General features: G+C 64.6%; 11 protein-coding genes. 7 read left to right on the forward strand and 4 right to left on the reverse strand.

Going from position 1 to position 18,840, the window contains the following annotated elements; genetic code table 11:
* Positions 1-103 precede the first annotated feature (103 nt).
* From DIE29_RS11560 to DIE29_RS11570, 3 genes are all read right to left on the reverse strand, one after another.
* A complete protein-coding gene (locus DIE29_RS11560; protein WP_114649967.1) occupies positions 104-1,852 on the reverse strand; it encodes a potassium/proton antiporter in 1,749 nt (582 codons plus the stop codon).
* A gap of 90 nt (positions 1,853-1,942) precedes the next feature.
* Positions 1,943-2,569: a response regulator transcription factor gene (locus DIE29_RS11565; RefSeq protein ID WP_418333308.1), complete on the reverse strand. Its 627-nt coding sequence runs from the start codon at positions 2,567-2,569 to the stop codon at positions 1,943-1,945.
* A complete protein-coding gene (locus tag DIE29_RS11570; protein ID WP_114650321.1) occupies positions 2,553-5,264 on the reverse strand; it encodes a PAS domain S-box protein in 2,712 nt (903 codons plus the stop codon). Before DIE29_RS11570 ends, DIE29_RS11565 begins: the two co-directional genes overlap by 17 nt.
* Positions 5,265-5,469: 205 nt before the next feature.
* On the opposite strand from DIE29_RS11570, the gene DIE29_RS11575 reads away from it, so the two are divergent.
* From DIE29_RS11575 to DIE29_RS11605, 7 genes are all read left to right on the forward strand, one after another.
* Positions 5,470-6,678: an ABC transporter substrate-binding protein gene (locus DIE29_RS11575; RefSeq protein ID WP_114649969.1), complete on the forward strand. Its 1,209-nt coding sequence runs from the start codon at positions 5,470-5,472 to the stop codon at positions 6,676-6,678.
* Positions 6,679-7,070: 392 nt separating this feature from the next.
* Positions 7,071-9,752: a pyruvate dehydrogenase (acetyl-transferring), homodimeric type gene (aceE, locus tag DIE29_RS11580; protein WP_114649970.1), complete on the forward strand. Its 2,682-nt coding sequence runs from the start codon at positions 7,071-7,073 to the stop codon at positions 9,750-9,752.
* Positions 9,753-9,765: 13 nt separating this feature from the next.
* Positions 9,766-11,406, forward strand: a complete 1,641-nt coding sequence (gene aceF / locus DIE29_RS11585; RefSeq protein ID WP_114649971.1) for a dihydrolipoyllysine-residue acetyltransferase — start codon at positions 9,766-9,768, stop codon at positions 11,404-11,406.
* 12 nt (positions 11,407-11,418) lie between these two features.
* Positions 11,419-13,209 carry a dihydrolipoyl dehydrogenase gene (lpdA, locus tag DIE29_RS11590; protein WP_114649972.1) on the forward strand — a complete coding sequence of 597 codons (1,791 nt, stop codon included), beginning with the start codon at positions 11,419-11,421 and terminating at the stop codon, positions 13,207-13,209.
* Positions 13,210-13,452: 243 nt separating this feature from the next.
* Positions 13,453-14,013, forward strand: a complete 561-nt coding sequence (locus DIE29_RS11595) for a phasin family protein (RefSeq protein ID WP_102042514.1) — start codon at positions 13,453-13,455, stop codon at positions 14,011-14,013.
* A gap of 138 nt (positions 14,014-14,151) precedes the next feature.
* On the forward strand, positions 14,152-14,382 hold the full coding sequence (locus DIE29_RS11600) for a hypothetical protein (protein ID WP_102042515.1): 231 nt from the start codon (positions 14,152-14,154) through the stop codon (positions 14,380-14,382).
* Between the two features lie 122 nt (positions 14,383-14,504).
* A complete protein-coding gene (locus DIE29_RS11605; RefSeq protein ID WP_102043274.1) occupies positions 14,505-15,650 on the forward strand; it encodes a pyridoxal-phosphate-dependent aminotransferase family protein in 1,146 nt (381 codons plus the stop codon).
* A 27-nt stretch (positions 15,651-15,677) separates the two neighbouring features.
* On the opposite strand, the gene DIE29_RS11610 is transcribed toward DIE29_RS11605, so the two are convergent.
* Positions 15,678-18,839: an efflux RND transporter permease subunit gene (locus DIE29_RS11610; protein ID WP_114650322.1), complete on the reverse strand. Its 3,162-nt coding sequence runs from the start codon at positions 18,837-18,839 to the stop codon at positions 15,678-15,680.
* Position 18,840 lies beyond the last annotated feature (1 nt).

Consider the following 18,840-nt stretch of genomic DNA (forward strand, 5'->3'; position numbering starts at 1 on the left):
AATCAAAGCGACTGAACTTACCGGTCGGTCAGCTTTGCCGGCTTGATCGAAGTCAACGCCCCGCCATTTGCCTTCCTGACCTATGGCAAAACCTGCTTGCGCATCAGAACAGCCGCTGCGGGGCTGGGCACTTGAGGCCCATCTGGGTGATGCGCCCGCCGTGATCCATCTCTTTGACCGTGAGCAGGAACGCCCCCAGGCTGATCTTGTCGCCCACCACCGGCGGACGCGCCAGGCGCTGGCGGAACATGACCGCCAACGGCAACCCGGCTTCCTCTTCGCGCAACTCAAACCCGTAGGCCGCGGCCAGCTCGCCCGCCGGGCAGTGCGGATCGACCACGAATTCGCCAAAGAATCCGGCGTGCGGCGTCAGTTCATTGCCCGCGCCGCCAGCGGCGAAGGCTTTGGCCAGGCGCTCGGCCAACTCATCGGGCGCGGCCAACCATACCGAATCCCCCGGCGCCAAACGGACACCCGCGATATGGCCCACCAACTTGCCCTGCTTGACCACCGCCACACAGCGCACCGCATCGCCGCCTTCTTCTTTGAGCAGCTCATCCGGCTGTCGACCTTCCGCACGGGAACCGGCGGCGACACGGTACTCCAGCAGTTCCAGCGCGGCGGTTTCGCCCACCCAAACCTCTAAGCGATCCACCGGCTCGTCGCGCGGCGGCACCACCACGCCAAACAACCGGGCGGCCATCGGCACCGTCGCCCCCTGCACCAGCAGCGACACCAACACCACCGCAAAGGCCACGTCGAACAGCAAAATGGAATTGGGCACCCCCATCATCACCGGGTAGATGGCCAGCACAATCGGTACCGCACCGCGCAGACCCACCCAGGAGATATAGGCCACCTCATTGCGGGCAAAATGAAAAGGCAGCAGACCCAACCATACCGCCAGCGGACGGGCGACCAGCATCAAAAAGAGTGCCATCGCCAACGCATGGCCGGCGTTGTCCAGCAGGTGGGAAGGGGTCACCAGCAGGCCGAGGATCAGGAACATACCGGCTTGCGCCAGCCAGGCCAGACCGTCCATCACCCGCAGCACATGTTCGGTGGCGTGGCAGCGCCTGTTGCCGACGATCAGGCCCGCCAGGTAGATGGCCAAAAATCCGCTGCCGTCGATGGCGTTGGTGGCCGAAAAAATCATCAGACCGCCGGAGACGATGAGCAGCGCATACAGCCCTTCGGCCAGCCGCAGGCGGGCGAGCAGCCGCGCCAACACCCAGCCGCCGAGCACCCCGGCAAGCGCCCCCAGGCCCATTTGCATGACCAGCAGCAGCAAAAAACGCCCTGCGCTGGCCGCTTCGGGCTGCAGCAACACTTCCACCATGACGGTGACCAGCAGAATGGCCATCGGATCGTTGGCGCCGGACTCGATTTCCAGCGTGGCCTTGACCCGGTCGTTGAGCCGCACGCCGCTGTTGCGCAACAGCGAAAACACCGCCGCCGCATCGGTGGAGCCGACGATGGCCGCCAGCAGCAAGGCCAGGCTCCAATGCACATCTAAAAGCCAGGTGGCAAAGAGCCCCAGCAGCAAAGCGGTGCCGATCACCCCCCAGGTGGCCAGCACCGCGGCCGGCCATAACGCCACCCGGAAGGTTTCGATGCGGGTTCGCAGCCCGCCGTCGAGCAGAATGACCGCCAAAGCAAGCTGACCGACCAGCATGGCGGTGGAAAAATCATGAAAGGCAATGCGGCCGACGCCTTCTTCGCCGGCCAGCATGCCAACGAACAGGAACAGCAACAGCAAGGGCAAGCCAAGCCGTGCGGACAGCGTGCTGGCTAGCACGCTGATGAATAGCAGCAGGCCGCCGAGCAGAAGGAAAGCATTGATCGAGGTCATTGCCGCCGATTACACCACAACAGGCGCGCCTCGTAATGGCCGCGCGCGCCCCGGCTCCCCCGAGGGCTGCCGAGCGGACGGCAGGCACGCTCAGCGCGGCGAGGCCGGCTCTGCGCTGACCACGTGCTGAACCAGCTCAGCCAGCGAATGGACGCCCATTTTTTCCATGACCCGGGCGCGATGCACTTCGACGGTCTTGATGCTGATGCCCAGCACATCGGCAATCTGCTTGTTGAGCTTGCCGACGACGATCAGATCCAGCACTTCGCGCTCGCGCTGGGTCAGTTGCGCCAAGCGGCGCGCGGTGTCGGCCTCTTGACGGCGCTTGGCGCGTTGTTCGCGCTCCGTGGTCAAGCACTGTTCGATCAGCCCGAGCATGTCGCGATCGGAAAAAGGTTTTTCGATGAAATCCACCGCGCCTTTTTTGAGCGCAGACACCGCCATCGGTACGTCGCCATGGCCAGTGATGAAGATTACCGGCAAGGTACAGCGCCTGCGGCCGAGTTCCTCGAACAGTTCCAACCCGCTCATGCCCGGCATGCGCACATCCAGCACCAAACAGCCGATCCACTGCGCGCTGTAGCCGCTCAGAAAGGCTTCGGCCGACTCATAGGCGCTCACCCGGTAACCATTGGATTCCAACAACCAGACGAGGGAGTCGCGCAAAGCTTCGTCGTCATCGACAACGTAGATGATCTGGTCAGGCTCGGCGGACAAGGCGCACACTGGCAGCCTCCGTGGGCAATGTGAAGGAGAAGATGGTACCGCCTTCCGGATTGGATTCAACCATCAGCCGGCCATCGTGAAACTCGATGATAGAGCGGCAGATGTTCAACCCCATGCCCATGCCTTCGGCCTTGGTGGTGTAAAACGGGGTGAACAGGCGCTTACGCGCCTCCTCGCCGATGCCGTACCCGCGGTCGATGACCGCCACCTCCACGCTCAACGGCCCGAGCGCTCTGGCGCGCACCCGCAACAACCGGTCTTCGGGCGGATTGCCCTGCATGGCATCCAGCGCGTTTTTGATCAGGTTGAGCACCACCTGCTCGATCATGATGCGGTCCGCATACACTGCAGGCAAATCCTCGGGCACCTCCTCGATCACCTTCACTCCCATGCGCCGGGCATCGATCTCGGCAAAGCCGATGGCGTCGTCGAGCACCTCGCCGATGGGCACTGCGCTGCGCCGCGGTTCGCTCTTCTTCACGAATTCCCGCACCCGGCGAATGATCTTGCCGGCGCGCTCGGCCTGGAAGCTGGCCTTTTGCATCGCCGCCAGCAGTTCTTCCTGCTTCCAGTTGCCCGACTGCATGCGGGTCACACAACCCATGCAGTAATTGGCAATCGCCGACAACGGCTGGTTGAGTTCATGCGCCAGCGTGGAGGCCATCTCGCCCAAGGTGATCAAGCGGCCGGTGCGTTGCAGGCGTTCTTCCTGCTGGCGCGAGATTTCCGCGGTCTGTTTGCGGTCGGTGATATCGGTGGCAATGCCCATACGTACCACCCGCCCATCGACCCAGCGGGTGGCTTGCTCGCGCACATGGTACCAGCGCCCGGAGAGCGGGTGCTGCAATTCGCCATCGAACAGCTCGCGCGGCAGATCGACCAAGGCCAGGCCGCGCGGGTCCACCCGATAGTCGCCGCGCTCGGGTTGCGGCACCGCTACGCCCCGTACCGTGCGCCCAACCGCATCGAAGCCGTGAATGTTCTTGAACGCGCGATTGGCAAAAAGAATTTCGTCGGTGCGCGCATCGGCCACGAACACCGCCGCATCCAGGCCGTCGAGCACCGCTTCGAAACGTTCGTGTGCTGCTTCCAAGGCAGCGCGCACCCGTTTCGGCTCGGTGATATCAGTCACCGAGGCCATCCAGCCGGTCTGCTTGCCGGTCAAATCGATCAATGGCGAGAGATAAAAGCGCGCATCCAGGCGTTCGCCGTTTTTGCGCCGGATGCGCATCTCGAAGCCACTGGCCGGCGCCTGCCCGGCCAGCGTCAAGGCCAGGTTGCGCTGGCAGGTGTCAACATCTTCGGCCGGCCAGTACGGAAACGGGGGCTCGGCGCCGACCAGTTCATCTTGCGAAAAACCCACCATTCGGCAAAACGCCGAATTCACATAAATGATGCGCCCGGACAGATCGATGGCGCGCAGCCCGGTAATGACCGATTCTTCCATCGCCTTGCGAAAGGCGGACTCGGCGCGCAGCGCCTCCTCGGTGGCCTTGCGCCCGGTGATGTCGTGCGCCACCGCATAGACCAGCTTTTCCTCGCGCACCGGGTTGATGTTCCACACCAGCCATTTGTAGCGCCCGTCCTTGCAACGGCAGCGGTTTTCAAAGCTCACTGCCTCGCCGCCTTCGAGCAGGCGTAAGTGATCCAGCGTAATCGCAGCGTCTTCGGCATGCACCAGTTCAAGCAGCGCGCGGCCGGCAAGCGCCTCGGGCGGATAGCCGAGCACCCGCTCGAAGGCCGGATTGCAGCGTCGAAAACAGCCATCCAGGCCGACCACGCACAGCATATCGAGCGACAGGTTGAACAGACGGTCGCGCTCGCGCTCGACCTGCACCCGGCGCAGCACATGCCCACGCAGCAGCCACAGGCTCCACAAGACCAGCACCGACAAGCCGACGATGACCAAGGTCGGTAAGCTTTGCGGCAGCTGACCGGCGGCGCGCAAGGCGGTGGCCCGCAAACGCAGGCCGCCGCCCGGCGGATCGAGCGGAATTTCGTAGAACACCCCTTCGTCTAGGGTGCTGACCGCCGAACTGACCGCCAGCGTTTCACCCTGCGGGCTGATCAGCGCCAGCCGGTATTTCTCGGCAAACCAGTCCGGGAACATGTCGCGCGCCATGCGCTCGATGGAATACACCGCGGCGACCGCCCCCAGGAATTCACGGCCGCGGCGCACCGGTACAAAGACCTCGATGACCGCATTGCTGCGTGGATTGATATACGGCAAGCCATAGCTCGGCCCGCCCAGGTCGCGCGCGCGCTCGAAAGGCGTACGCTGGGGCACAACCAGAACATCGCCGGCCAGCCATTCGGTGGTATCAAAAGGCGCCGACCAGCGCACCACTTCGTCCGCGTCCACCCACACCACGTTCACCAGTTCGCTGTTGTTGGCGATATGCTGGTTGGCACGCAACTGAAAAGCGTCCGGATCGAGCGCCCCGGCGGCCAGATCGCGGGCAAGCTGCGCAAGGAATTCCTCGGTCCCCTGCATATGCAGCCGTAGCGTTTGCTCGGCCCATTGCACGTCGCGCGCCACCGCGCTGCGCTGCGCAGCCCCCTCACGCGCTTGCAGCAACCCAACCAAGGCCAGCATGGCCAGCGCAAACACCACCACCGCCGCATACGGGGCGGCCCAGTACCAGCGGGCGAGCGCAAATTGACCGCTTTGAGCGGAATCGGACATAGCGTTTCGGATGGGTTGCGGTTTGCGATGCGCACACAATGCGCTCAGGCAGCGGGCGGCGCGGGCAGTGTTCACAGTGTCATTTTTGCTGCGCCGACGCACCTGCCAAAATTCGGTGTTTCCCTTATCGCGTGTCTCGATCCGGCGGGCGCTTGGGGTTTTCGCCAATTCAACGCGGGGGCTGTCCAACTTACAGTCTTTGACCATGGCCCCCACCGTTTCGCTTCGACTGCTGCGCCATGCCTGCGCACTGCTGGCGGCTTGGCTGTGGGTGTCGGCGCAGGCAGTGGCAGCCGAACCGGTGCGTGTCGCCGTGACCGGGCCCTTTACCGGTGGCTCCAGCCCGATGGGTCTGTCGATGCGCGAAGGCATCCGCATCGCCGTGGCCGAAATCAATGCCCGCGGCGGCGTGCTCGGCCGCCCGCTCGAACTCATCGAGCGCGACGACGAGGCGCGCAACGAACGCGGCGCTCAAGTGGTGCAGGAACTCATCAAGGAGGGGGTGGTGGCGGGTCTGGGCATCGTCAACACCGGAGTGGCACTGGCCAGTCAGCGTTTTTACCAGCAGGCACGCATTCCGGTGATCACCTCGGTGGCCACCGGTTCGCTGATCACCAAGCAATTTCTGCCGCCGCAACATCCGGAAAACTTCGTGTTTCGGGTGTCGGCCAACGACACCCTGCAGGCGGCGATGATCGTGGAAGAAGCAGTCGAGCGTCAGGGTCTGCGGCGCGTGGCGATTTTTCATGACGCCACCAACTATGGCCAGCTCGGCCGGGAGGATCTCGAGCAAGCCCTGCTCGCACGCGGCCTTCATCCGGTGGCGGTCGAGCGCTTCCAGTTGCGCCAGGCCGATATGCTCACCCCGCTGCGCCGTGCGCGCGCGGCCGGCGCGCAGGCGGTGCTCACTTACGGCATCGGCCCCGAGCTTGCGCAGATTGCCAACGGCATGGCGCGCATGGGCTGGAAAGTGCCACTGATCGGCAGTTGGACGCTGGCCATGTCCAATTTCATCGACAACGCCGGCCCCAATGCAGAAGGCGCGCGCATGCCGCAGACCTTCATCCAGGAACCCACCACCGAACGGCGCGCGAGCTTTCTCGCCGCATGGAAGGAGAAAACGGGAACGGAGCGCATTCCGGTGCCACCGGCGGCCGCGCAGGGGTATGATTCGGCCTTGCTGCTGGCTGCCGCCATCGAGCAGGCGGGCAGCACCGACGGCGACCGCATCCGTGAGGCGCTCGAAGACCTGCGCACCCCGGTCCACGGCGTCATCATGAGGTATCATCGCCCGTTTTCCCGCACCAACCACGAGACGATCACCGATACCCGGGACATCTCGATGGGCGAAGTACGTAACGGTCAGGTGGTCTTTGCTCGAGACGAAGATCGCCAGCGGGCCACTCAGCAATGAGGCCGCGACCGGCCATCCGCTTTCCCGATCGGCCGGGAGACACTCTCCCTCCCTCCCTCATCTCCCGGCCGATTTTTTTCCTCCATGCCCTGCCCCGCGCGCCTGCTGTATCACGCCAGGCGAGCGGCGCTGCCGCCACACCCATCCATGCCCGCCGGGCGACAACCGCGCCTGCGCACGGCACGACGACCCCTAGGCCAGTCGGGCTTCATCCGTATTATTGCAACAGACGAAACGATGTTGCACATCGCGAAACTAAGTTCTATAGTTCCGGATACTGGCCGTCCGCCAGCCGCGCGGCGGCCTTTTTACGCATCAACCTAAACCGTCCCGACCCGGTTTCCCCGCAACCGGAAGGGTGTCGCCAACCGCAAGTCATGAGGAGACAGACCATGACCGGGAACGCCAACGTACTGCTGCAGACCGATCCGGACGCGCAGGAAACGCAGGAATGGCTGGACGCACTGGCCGCCGTGATCGACAACGAGGGCGCTGCGCGCGCCCACTACCTGATCGAGAAACTGATCGAATCCGCGCGCGAAGAAGGGGTGGACATTCCCTACTCGGCCAACACTCAGTACATCAACACCATCCCGGTCGAGCAGCAGCCTAAATACCCCGGCAATCCGGACATGGAAATCCGGATTCACTCTTTTATTCGCTGGAACGCCATGGCCATGGTGGTGCGCGCCAACAAGCACACCAACGTCGGTGGCCATATCGCCTCGTTTGCTTCGGCCGCGGCGCTCTATGACGTGGGCTTTTCGCATTTCTGGAAAAGCATCGAGCATGAGACCGGCGGCGACTTGGTCTTTTTCCAGGGCCATTCGGTGCCCGGCGTGTATGCCCGCGCCTTCATGCTCGGCCGGCTGACCGAGGAGCAGCTCGACAACTTCCGTCAGGAAGTCGACGGCCGGGGCATCTCCTCCTACCCGCACCCCTGGCTGATGCCGGATTTCTGGCAGTTCCCGACCGTATCGATGGGCCTGGGGCCGCTGCAGGCCATCTACCAGGCCCGTTTCATGAAGTACCTGGCCAGCCGCGGCCTGATCGATGCGGCCAAGGCCGCGCAGCGCAAGGTTTGGGCCTTCCTGGGCGACGGCGAGACCGACGAAGTCGAGTCGCTCGGCGCCATCGGCATGGCGGCCCGCGAACGCCTGGACAATTTGATCTTCGTGATCAACTGCAACCTGCAGCGGCTCGATGGCCCAGTACGCGGCAACGGCAAGATCATCCAGGAACTCGAAGCCGAGTTCCGCGGTGCCGGCTGGAATGTGATCAAGGTGATCTGGGGTACCCACTGGGATGCGCTGTTCGCACGCGACAAAAAGGGCATTCTCAAAAAACGCATGATGGAATGCGTCGATGGCGAGTACCAGACCTTCAAGGCCAAAGATGGCGCCTATGTGCGGGAGCACTTCTTCAACACCCCGGAACTGAAGGCGCTGGTGGCCGACTGGACCGACGACGAAATCTGGCAACTGAACCGCGGCGGGCACGACATTTTCAAGATTTTTGCCGCCTACAAAGCCGCCACCGAGCATCGCGGACAGCCCACGGTCATTCTCGCCAAGACCATCAAGGGTTTCGGCATGGGCCAGGCGGGCGAGGCGATGAACATTTCTCACCAGCAGAAAAAGCTCGATCTGGAGGCAGTCCGCCGCTTCCGCGACCGCTTCAACCTGCCGGTGCCGGACGACAAGCTCGCCGAACTGCCGTACTTGCGCTTTGCAGAAGACTCACCCGAATACCAGTACATGAAAGAGCGCCGCATGGCACTGGGTGGTTTTCTGCCGCAGCGCCGGCGCAAGGCCGAACCGCTGACGGTGCCGGGTCTGGAGACTTTCGCTGCGCTGCTCAAGGCGTCCGGCGAGGGACGTGAGCTGTCGACCACCATGGCCATGGTGCGAATCATGAACACCCTGCTCAAAGACAAGCACATTGGTCGCCATGTCGTGCCCATCGTGCCCGACGAGAGCCGCACCTTCGGCATGGAAGGCATGTTCCGCCAGTACGGCATCTGGAACCAGGACGGGCAGAAATACGTGCCGGAAGACCATGACCAGTTGATGTTCTACAAAGAATCGGAAACCGGCCAGGTGCTGCAGGAAGGCATCAACGAGGCCGGCGCTATGGCCGACTGGATCGCCGCCGGCACCGCCTACAGCGTGCATGGCGTGCAGATGATCCCGTTCTACATCTTCTATTCGATGTTCGGCCTGCAGCGCACCATGGACCTGTGCTGGGCGGCGGCCGACCAGCGCACCCGCGGCTTCCTGATCGGCGGCACCGCCGGACGCACCACGCTCAACGGCGAAGGCTTGCAGCACGAGGACGGTCACAGCCAGATCATGGCCAACATGATCCCCAACTGCGTGTCCTACGACCCGACCTTCCAGTACGAGGTGGCGGTGATCGTGCAGGACGGGCTGCGCCGGATGTTCGCCGAACAGGAAGACATCTACTACTACATCACGGTGATGAACGAGAACTACGAACATCCCGAGATGCCGGCCGGTGCCGCAGATGACATCCTGAAGGGCATGTACGCCTTCCGCAAGGGCGCCGACAAGAAGGGGCCGCGGGTGCAACTGCTGGGCTCCGGCACCATCTTCCGCGAGGTCATCGCCGCCGCCGATCTGCTCAAAAACGATTGGGGCGTGGAAGCCGATCTGTGGGGCTGCCCGAGCTTCAACGAGCTGACCCGCGACGGCCAGCACTGCGAGCGCTGGAACCTGCTGCATCCGCTGGAGACGCCGAAGAAGTCGCATGTCGAGACCTGCCTGGAAGGCACCGAAGGGCCGGTGATCGCCGCCACCGACTACATGAAGCTCTATGCCGAACAGATCCGCCCCTTCGTCAAGCGCACCTATGTCACGCTGGGCACCGACGGCTTCGGCCGCTCCGACACCCGTGAAAAGCTGCGCCACTTCTTCGAGGTGGACCGCTACTGGGTGACGCTGGCCGCGCTGAAGGCGCTGGCCGACGACGGGGTGATCGAGCGCGACAAGGTCGCCGCCGCGATGGTCAAGTACAAGCTCGACGCCAACAAGCCCGATCCGGTGACGGTCTGAGGAGGAGATGACGATGAGCCAGTTGATTGAAGTGAAGGTTCCGGACATCGGCGACTTCGCGGATGTGCCGGTGATCGAGCTGTTCGTCAAGGTGGGCGACACCATCAAGGTCGATGACCCGGTGTGCACATTGGAATCCGACAAGGCCACCATGGATGTGCCCTCGTCGGCTGCCGGGGTGATCCGCGAAGTGCTGGTCAAGGTCGGCGACAAGGTGTCCGAAGGCAGCGTGCTCGTCAAAGTCGAGGCCGAAGCCGCCGCAACGGCCGCCTCCGCCCCCGTCGCGCCCCATCCGACAGCCCCCGCGCCGCTGGCCGCTGCAGCCACGGAAAGCGCCGCGCCGGCGCCAGCCGGCGGCCTGGTCGAGGTGGTGGTGCCGGACATCGGCGACTTCTCCGACGTGCCGGTAATCGAACTGTTCGTAAAGGCCGGCGACCGCATCCAGGTCGATGATCCGGTGTGCACCCTGGAATCCGACAAGGCCACCATGGATGTGCCCGCGTCGGCTGCCGGGGTGATCCGCGAGGTGCTGGTCAAGGTCGGCGACAAGGTGTCGAAGGGCAGCCTGCTGCTGAAGGTCGACACCGGCGCCGCCACGGCGACCGCTTCATCCGCAGCGGTAGCGTCGCCACCCGCACCCAGCGCGCCGGTGGCAGCGGCCGCCCCGGCTCCGATGCCGGCCGCCGCACCGACCCCGGCGGCCCCGTCGGCGGTGAAGCTCGGCGGCAAGGTACACGCCAGCCCCTCGGTGCGCGCCTATGCCCGCGAGCTGGGCGTGGATCTGGCCCAGGTCAAGGCCACCGGGCCGAAGAACCGCATCCTGAAGGAAGACGTGACCGCCTTCGTCAAGGGCGCGATGACCAGCGGCGTGGTGCCGGGCCGCACGCCGGCTGCGCCAGCCGGCGCCAGCCTCGGCGGCGGCCTGGATCTACTGCCCTGGCCGAAGGTCGACTTCGCCAAGTTCGGCCAGATCGAGGTCAAACCCTTGAGCCGGATCAAGAAGATCTCCGGCCAGAACCTGGCGCGCAACTGGGTGATGATCCCGGCGGTGACCTATCACGAGGATGCCGACATCACCGACCTGGAAGCCTTCCGGGTGCAGGTGAACAAGGAAAACGAGAAGTCCGGCAGAAAGCTCACCATGCTTGCCTTCATCATCAAGGCCTCGGTGCGCGCGCTGCAGGAATTCCCCGAGTTCAACAGCAGCCTCGATGGCGACAACCTGGTCTACAAGAAGTACTACAACATCGCCTTCGCCGCCGACACGCCCAATGGCCTGGTGGTGCCGGTGGTCAAGGACGCCGACAAAAAGAGCGTGTTCGAGATCGCCGCCGAGACCGCCGAGCTGGCCAAGAAAGCGCGCGACGGCAAGCTCGGCCCGGCCGACATGTCCGGCGCCTGCTTCACGATTTCGTCTTTGGGCGGCATCGGCGGCACCTATTTCGCGCCGATCATCAACGCGCCGGAAGTCGCGATCCTCGGGGTCAACAAGTCGGTCATGAAGCCGGTGTGGGACGGCAAGCAATTCGTGCCGCGGCTGATCCTGCCGATGTCGCTGACCGCGGATCACCGGGTCATCGACGGCGCGCTGGCCACCCGCTTCAATGTGTATCTGGCGCAACTTTTGGCCGACTTCCGTCGGGTCATGCTGTAAGGAGGCCAGGAGATGAGCCAGATAGTCGACATCAAGGTGCCGGACATCGGGGATTTCTCGGATGTGCCGATCATCGAACTGTTCGTCAAACCCGGCGACCGCATCGCGGTCGATGACGCGGTGTGCACGCTGGAATCCGACAAGGCGACGATGGACGTGCCCGCCTCGGCCGCCGGTGTGGTCCGCGAGGTGCTGGTCAAAGTCGGCGACAAGGTCAGCGAAGGCACGGTGCTCTTGAAGGTTGAAGCGGCAGCCGGCGCAGAAGCGCCTGCCGCAACCCCTGCCCCGGCTGCGCCCCCCGCGCCGGTGAGCGCCCCGTCGGCCGCCGCGCACGCCGGTGGCGCGGATGCCGAATACGACCTGGTGGTGCTCGGCGGCGGTCCGGGTGGCTATTCGGCGGCCTTCCGCGCCGCCGACCTGGGCCTCAAGACCGCGATCATCGAGCGCTACGCCACGCTCGGTGGCGTGTGCCTGAACGTCGGCTGCATCCCTTCAAAGGCGCTGCTCTATGTCGCGGCAGTGATCGAGGAAGCCGAACATGCCGCGGCGGCCGGCATCGGCTTTGCCAAACCCACGGTGGACATCGACGCATTGCGCAAACACAAGGACGGCGTGGTCGGCAAGCTGACCGCTGGTCTTGCCGGCATGGCCAAGGGCCGCAAGGTCGAGGTGATCCGTGGCTATGGCCATTTCCTCGATCCGCATCATCTGGAAGTCGAAGAAACCACCGGCAGCAGCCAGGACAAGACCGGCGCGAAGAAGGTCGTGCGCTTCAAGCGGTGCATCATCGCCGCGGGCAGCGCCGCGGTGCATCTGCCCTTCCTGCCGCGCGATGCGCGCATCGTCGATTCGACCGGCGCACTCGAATTGCGCCAGGTGCCGGAAAAGATGCTGGTGATCGGCGGCGGCATCATCGGCCTGGAGATGGCCACGGTGTATTCCACGCTGGGCGCGCGCATCGACGTGGTCGAGATGACGGACGGCCTGATGCAGGGGCCGGACCGCGACGCGGTCAAAGTGTGGGAAAAACACAACGCCCACCGCTTCGACCGGATCATGCTCAAGACCAAGACCGTCGCGGTCGAGGCCAAGGACGACGGGCTGTGGGTGAAGTTCGAAGGCGACAACGCGCCTTCTGAACCCGTGCGCTACGACCTGATCCTGCAATCGGCCGGCCGCACGCCCAACGGCAAAAAGATCGGCGCCGACAAGGCCGGCGTGATCGTCAATGAGCGCGGCTTCATCCCAGTCGATGCGCAGATGCGCACCAATGTGCCGCACATCTTCGCCATCGGCGACATCGTCGGCCAGCCGATGCTGGCGCACAAGGCGGTGCATGAGGGGCATGTGGCGGCCGAAGTGGCGGCCGGCGAGGCACTCGGCAAGCCGGAGCTTGCCCGGGCGGCCTTCGACGCCACGGTGATCCCCGGCGTGGCCTACACCCATCCGGAGGTGGCCTGGGTCGGCTACACCGAGGCGCAGGCCAAGGCCGAAGGCAAGAAGGTCGAGGTGGCGAAATTCCCGTGGGCGGCTTCGGGGCGCGCAATCGCCAATGGCGCCGAGTATGGCTTCACCAAGCTGATCTTCGACGCCGAGACCCACCGGGTGATCGGCGGCAGCATCGTCGGCCCGTCGGCCGGCGACATGATCGGCGAGGTCTGCCTGGCAATCGAAATGGGCGCCGATGCGGTGGATATCGGCAAGACCATCCATCCGCACCCGACGCTGGGAGAGACCATCGGCATGGCCGCCGAAGTGGCGCATGGCAGCTGCACCGACCTGCCGCCCGCGCGCAAAAAATAAAACCCACGCGGCAGGCCCCAATTTGCCTGCGTGCACACTGACGGGCCGACGGAACTTGCGGGTTCCGCCGGCCCGTTTTTCGTTTAGTGCCGCAATGCATCCGTAAAAATTTTGCTGCAACGCACAAATCATTTCTTGACTTCTCAGTTTTGCATCTTAAACTGTCAATTGTGCACTGCAGCAATGAACATCCCGATCATCTGCTGCCGGCCATGCCAACCCTCACCTCATCAGGAGCCCACCATGATCACCACCCCCGAAAAACTCGCCGCAAGCAACAAAGCCACTATTGAATCCTTGCTGGGCGTCAGCGCCGCCGCCATGGCCTCTGCCGAACGTCTGGCAGCGCTGAACCTCAACACCGCCCGCGCCATGATCGAAGACAGCATGGCCCACCTCAAGGCATTGACCGAAGCCAAGGATCCGCAAGCCTTTGTCACCCTGCAAACCTCGCTCGTTCAACCCGGTGCCGAAAAGCTGGTGGCCTACTACCGCGGCGTTTATGAAATCGCGTCGCAAAGCCAGGAAGAGATCACCAAGCTGCTCGAATCCCATTTTGCCGAGCTGAACAACACGATGAATGCCGTGCTGGACGAGGCCGCCAAGTCCGCTCCGGCCGGTTCCGACGTAGCCGTCTCCGCAGCCAAGAGCGCGCTCGCCGCCGCCAACTCCGCCTATGACAGCGTCAGCAAGGCGGCACGCCAGGTGGTGGATATCGCCGAAGCCAACATCAACGCCGCAACCAGCGCGGCCATCAAGGCCGTCGGCAGCACTGCTGCCAAGCCGGCCCGCAAATCCGCTTGATCGTTTGTGGCCCGCGCCCGCAAGGCACAGGCCAAAATTGCGGCCCGCCAGGGAGCGGGCCGCGGCGTTTTGTGAAGCCTGACGCAGCGGCCCCGACCGGGCTAGAATCCGAAACACCTGCCCAAGGATTCGCCGGCTATGAAGACCAAGACTGCCGAAACCATCGTCTGGCGCAAGCCCAATGGCGCGCCAATCGCCTGTCTGGAAAAAATCAAAGTGCTCAATGAAAACCATGCGGAACTGCGCCAGACGGTGCAGGACATCATGGAAGATGCCCTATTGATGGGTTGCAGCGAAGCACAAATCCGCGCCGCCATGCACGCGCTGATCGACGAGGTCGTGCCGGCTTTTGGCGAGCTGCCGGACTGAGCGTGCATGAACGGATAAACGGATAACAGATTCGCCTGCGGCTGGCTGCGCCGGACCCTCCGGCGGGCGGCCGCGTATTGGCCCGGCGCACGCCAGCGCCGGGCGCACTCAAGGAGGTGACCATGCCCGGCCTGCTGCCCGATGTCGATCCCGATGGCCTGCTCGAATACTCGGTGGTCTATACCGACCGCTCGCTGAACCACATGTCGCGCGCCTTCCAGGGCGTGATGTGCGATCTGTCGGCGTTATTGAAGAAGGTCTATCGCGCCCAGGCGGTGGCCATCGTGCCCGGCAGCGGTACTTTTGCCATGGAGGCGGTTGCACGCCAGTTCGCCACTGGACGCAACACACTGGTGATCCGCAATGGCTGGTTCAGCTATCGGTGGACCCAGATTTTCGACATGGGCGGCATTCCAGCCGCATCGGTGGTGCTCAAAGCGCGGCCGACGAGCGACCAGCCTCAGGCGCCGTTTATCCCACCGCCGATCGACGAAGTCGTCGCCGCGATCCGTGAGCACCGCCCTGAAGTGGTCTTTGCGCCTCATGTGGAAACCTCCGCCGGCATGATCCTGCCCGACGCCTATTTGCGTGCAGTGGCCGACGCGGTGCATGCCGTGGGCGGCCTGTTCGTGCTCGACTGCATCGCCTCCGGTGCGATCTGGGTGGACATGGAGGCGACCGGCGTCGACATCCTGATCAGCGCGCCGCAAAAAGGCTGGAGCAGCTCGCCCTGCTGTGGCCTGGTGATGCTGGGCGAAGCCGCGCGCGCACGGATCGATGCCACCGACAGCACCAGTTTCGCCTGTGACCTGAAAAAGTGGTTGCAGATCATGGCCGCCTTTGAAAGCGGCGGCCACGCCTACCACGCCACCATGCCCACCGACGGCCTACGCCGGCTGCGCGACAGCATGCTGGAGACCGAACAGCGCGGCTTCGAAACGATGCGCGCCGCGCAAGAAGCGCTCGGCGCCCGGGTGCGCGGGCTACTGGAAGCACACGGTTTTCCCAGCGTGGCCGCTGAAGGCTTCAAGGCACCGGGGGTGGTGGTGAGCTACACCGACGATGAGGCCATCAAAAGCGGCGCGGCTTTCGCTGCCGCCGGGCTGCAGACTGCGGCCGGCGTGCCGCTGCAATGCGACGAGCCGGCGGATTTCAAAACTTTCCGGATCGGCTTGTTTGGCCTGGACAAGCTCAACGATATCGACGGTACGGTCATGCGGCTGCAGCGTGCGCTGGAGGCGCTGCGCCCCGCTTTGCGCGCGCACTGACGGGCGCGCACCACCGCACCCGTCCGCTCACGCCTGCCCGATCGGCACGATCCGCGCCGCCCCGCGCTGACTGCGGCGCAGCTGCCAATCCTTGACCAGCGCGTAGAGCGCGGGGATCACCGCCAGGGTCAGCACGGTGGAGGAGATCATCCCGCCCACCATGGGCGCGGCGATGCGGCTCATCACCTCCGAACCGGTGCCGGTGCTCCACATGATGGGCAGCAGGCCGGCCATGATCGCCACCACGGTCATCATCTTCGGCCGCACCCGCTCCACCGCGCCTTCCATGATCGCGTGGTAGAGGTCGGCCGCGCCGGGCAGCCGCCCTTCGGCTGCGCGCTCGGCACGAATCCGGCGCCATGCCTGATCCAAATAGAGCAGCATCACCACGCCGGTCTCTGCCGCCACGCCGGCCAGGGCGATGAAGCCCACCGCCACCGCCACGCTCATGTTGTAGCCCAGCCACCACATCAGCCAGACGCCGCCGACCAGTGCGAAGGGCACCGACAGCATGACGATCAGGGTCTCGGTCAGGCGCCGGAAGTTCAGATAGAGCAGCACGAAGATGATCGCCAGGGTGAGCGGCACCACCACGATCAGCTTGGCCTTGGCGCGCTCCATGTACTCGAACTGCCCCGACCAGGTGGCGTAGTAGCCGGGCGGGAAGCGGACCTTCGCGGCCACCGCCTGCTGAGCCTCCTTCACATAAGAGCCGATGTCGCGGTCGCGGATGTCGATGAACACATAGGCAACGAGCAAAGCGTTTTCGGTCTTGATTCCGGGCGGGCCGTTGCGCAAATGAATATCGGCGAGCTGGCCGAGCGGGATCATGCCCGCGGCTGCCGGCACCAAGACCTCGGTGGCGATACGCTGCGGGTCGTCACGCAGGGCGCGCGGATAGCGCACGCTGATGTCGTAGCGCTCCAGGCCCTCCACCGCGGTGGTCACCGGCGCGCCACCCAGTGCGGTGGCCACCACCTGCTGGAAGTCACCCACGGTGATGCCGTAGCGCGCCAATTGCTCGCGGCGCGGGACGATGTCCAGGTAGTAGCCGCCGGTGGCACGCTCGGCATAGGCGCTCGATGTGCCTGGCACGTCTTTCACTGCCTGCTCGATTTCGCGCGCCAGCTGCTCGATAGTGGCGAGATCCTTGCCGAACACCTTCACCCCCACCGGGGTGCGGATGCCGGTGGACAGCATGTCGATGCGCGCCTTGATCGGCATGGTCCACGAGTTGGCGACCCCTGGGAACTTGAGCGCCGCGTCCATCTCGGCGATCAGCTTGTCCACCGTCATGCCGGGACGCCACTCGTACGCCGGTTTGAGGTTGATCACCGTCTCGAACATCTCGATCGGCGCCGGGTCGGTGGCGCTCGCGGCGCGCCCGGCCTTGCCGTACACCGACTCGACTTCGGGGAAGGTCTTGATCACCCGGTTGGTCACCGCCAGCAGGCGGGACGCTTCGGTCACCGACATGCCCGGCAGCGAAGCCGGCATGTAGAAGATGGCGCCTTCATCGAGCGTGGGCATGAACTCCGAGCCGATCTGCCGTGCCGGGAACACGGTGGCGGCCATCGACGCCAGCGCCAGCACCAGGGTAAGCCACTTGTGGCGCATCACCCACTGGATGATCGGCCGGTACACCCGGATCAGCAAGCGGTTTACCGGGTTCTTCTGCTCCGGCATGATGCGCCCGCGGATGAAGAACATCATCAGCACCGGCACCAGGGTCACCGACAGCAGCGCGGCGCCCGCCATGGCGAAGGTCTTGGTGAAAGCCAGCGGGCTGAACAGCCGCCCTTCCTGCCCTTCCAGCGTGAACACCGGCAGGAAGGACACGGTGATGATCAACAGCGAGAAGAACAGCGCCGGGCCGACCTCCTTGCAGGCGGCGATCATGGTCATCGCGCGCTCGTGCTGCGTGGCCTCCGGCGCCAGGCGTTCCAGGCGCTTGTGGGCGTTCTCGATCATCACGATGGCCGCATCCACCATCGCGCCGATGGCAATCGCAATGCCGCCCAGGCTCATGATGTTGCTGCCCATGTCCATCGCCCGCATGGCGATGAAGGCGATGAGGATACCGATCGGCAGCGTAATGATGGCCACCAGCGCGCTGCGCACATGAAGCAGGAAGATCACGCACACCGCGGCGACGATCAGGCTCTCCTCGATCAGCGTCCACTTGAGGTTGGCGATCGCGCGCTCGATCAGCGGCGCGCGGTCGTACACCGGCACGATCTCGGTGCCTTCCGGTAGCCCCGGCTTGAGTTCTTCGATCTTTTTCTTGACGTTGGCGATCACCTCCAGCGCGTTTTGACCGAAGCGCGCCATGACGATGCCGGAGGCCACCTCGCCTTCGCCATTGAGTTCCGCGATGCCGCGCCGGCCGGCCGGCACCAGCTCCACCCGCGCCACGTCCGACACCCGCACCGGGGTGCCGCCGTCGGCCTTGAGCACCAGCTTTTCGATGTCGCCCACGCCATCGAGATACCCCAGGCCGCGCACCATGAATTCCTTCTCGGCCAGTTCCACCACCCGGCCGCCGACGTCGCGGTTGGACTCGCGAATCACCTGCGACACGCGCGCCAGCGGTATGCCGAAAGCCGCCAGCCGGTGCGGGTCCACGGTGACCTGGTATTGCTTGACGAAGCCGCCGACGCTGGCCACCTCGGCCACGCCGCCGGCCTTGGTGAGCTGGTAGCGCACGTACCAGTCCTGCACGCTGCGCAGGTCGGCAAGAGACTGGGCCTTGCCGGTCAGCGCGTACTGGAACACCCAGCCCACGCCGGTGGCATCTGGGCCGAGCTGCGGATTGACCCCGGAAGGCAGGTTGCCCTGCGCCGCGCTGAGGTATTCCAGCACCCGCGAGCGCGCCCAGTAGATGTCGGTGCCGTCCTCGAAGATCACGTACACATAGGAGGCGCCGAACATCGAGAAACCGCGCACCACACGGGCCTTGGGCACCGCGAGCATGGCGGTGGTGAGCGGATAGGTGACCTGGTCCTCCACCACCTGTGGCGCCTGGCCGGGGTACTGGGTATAGACGATCACCTGCACGTCGGAAAGATCGGGCAGCGCGTCCAGCGGCGTCTTTTTCAGCGCATACACGCCGCCGGCGACCACCGCAAAGGTGGCGAGCAAGACCAGGAAAACATTGCGCGCGGACCATTCGATCAGCCGGTCGAGCATC

The organism is Pseudothauera hydrothermalis, assembly GCF_003345255.1.
GTDB lineage: Bacteria > Pseudomonadota > Gammaproteobacteria > Burkholderiales > Rhodocyclaceae > Pseudothauera > Pseudothauera hydrothermalis.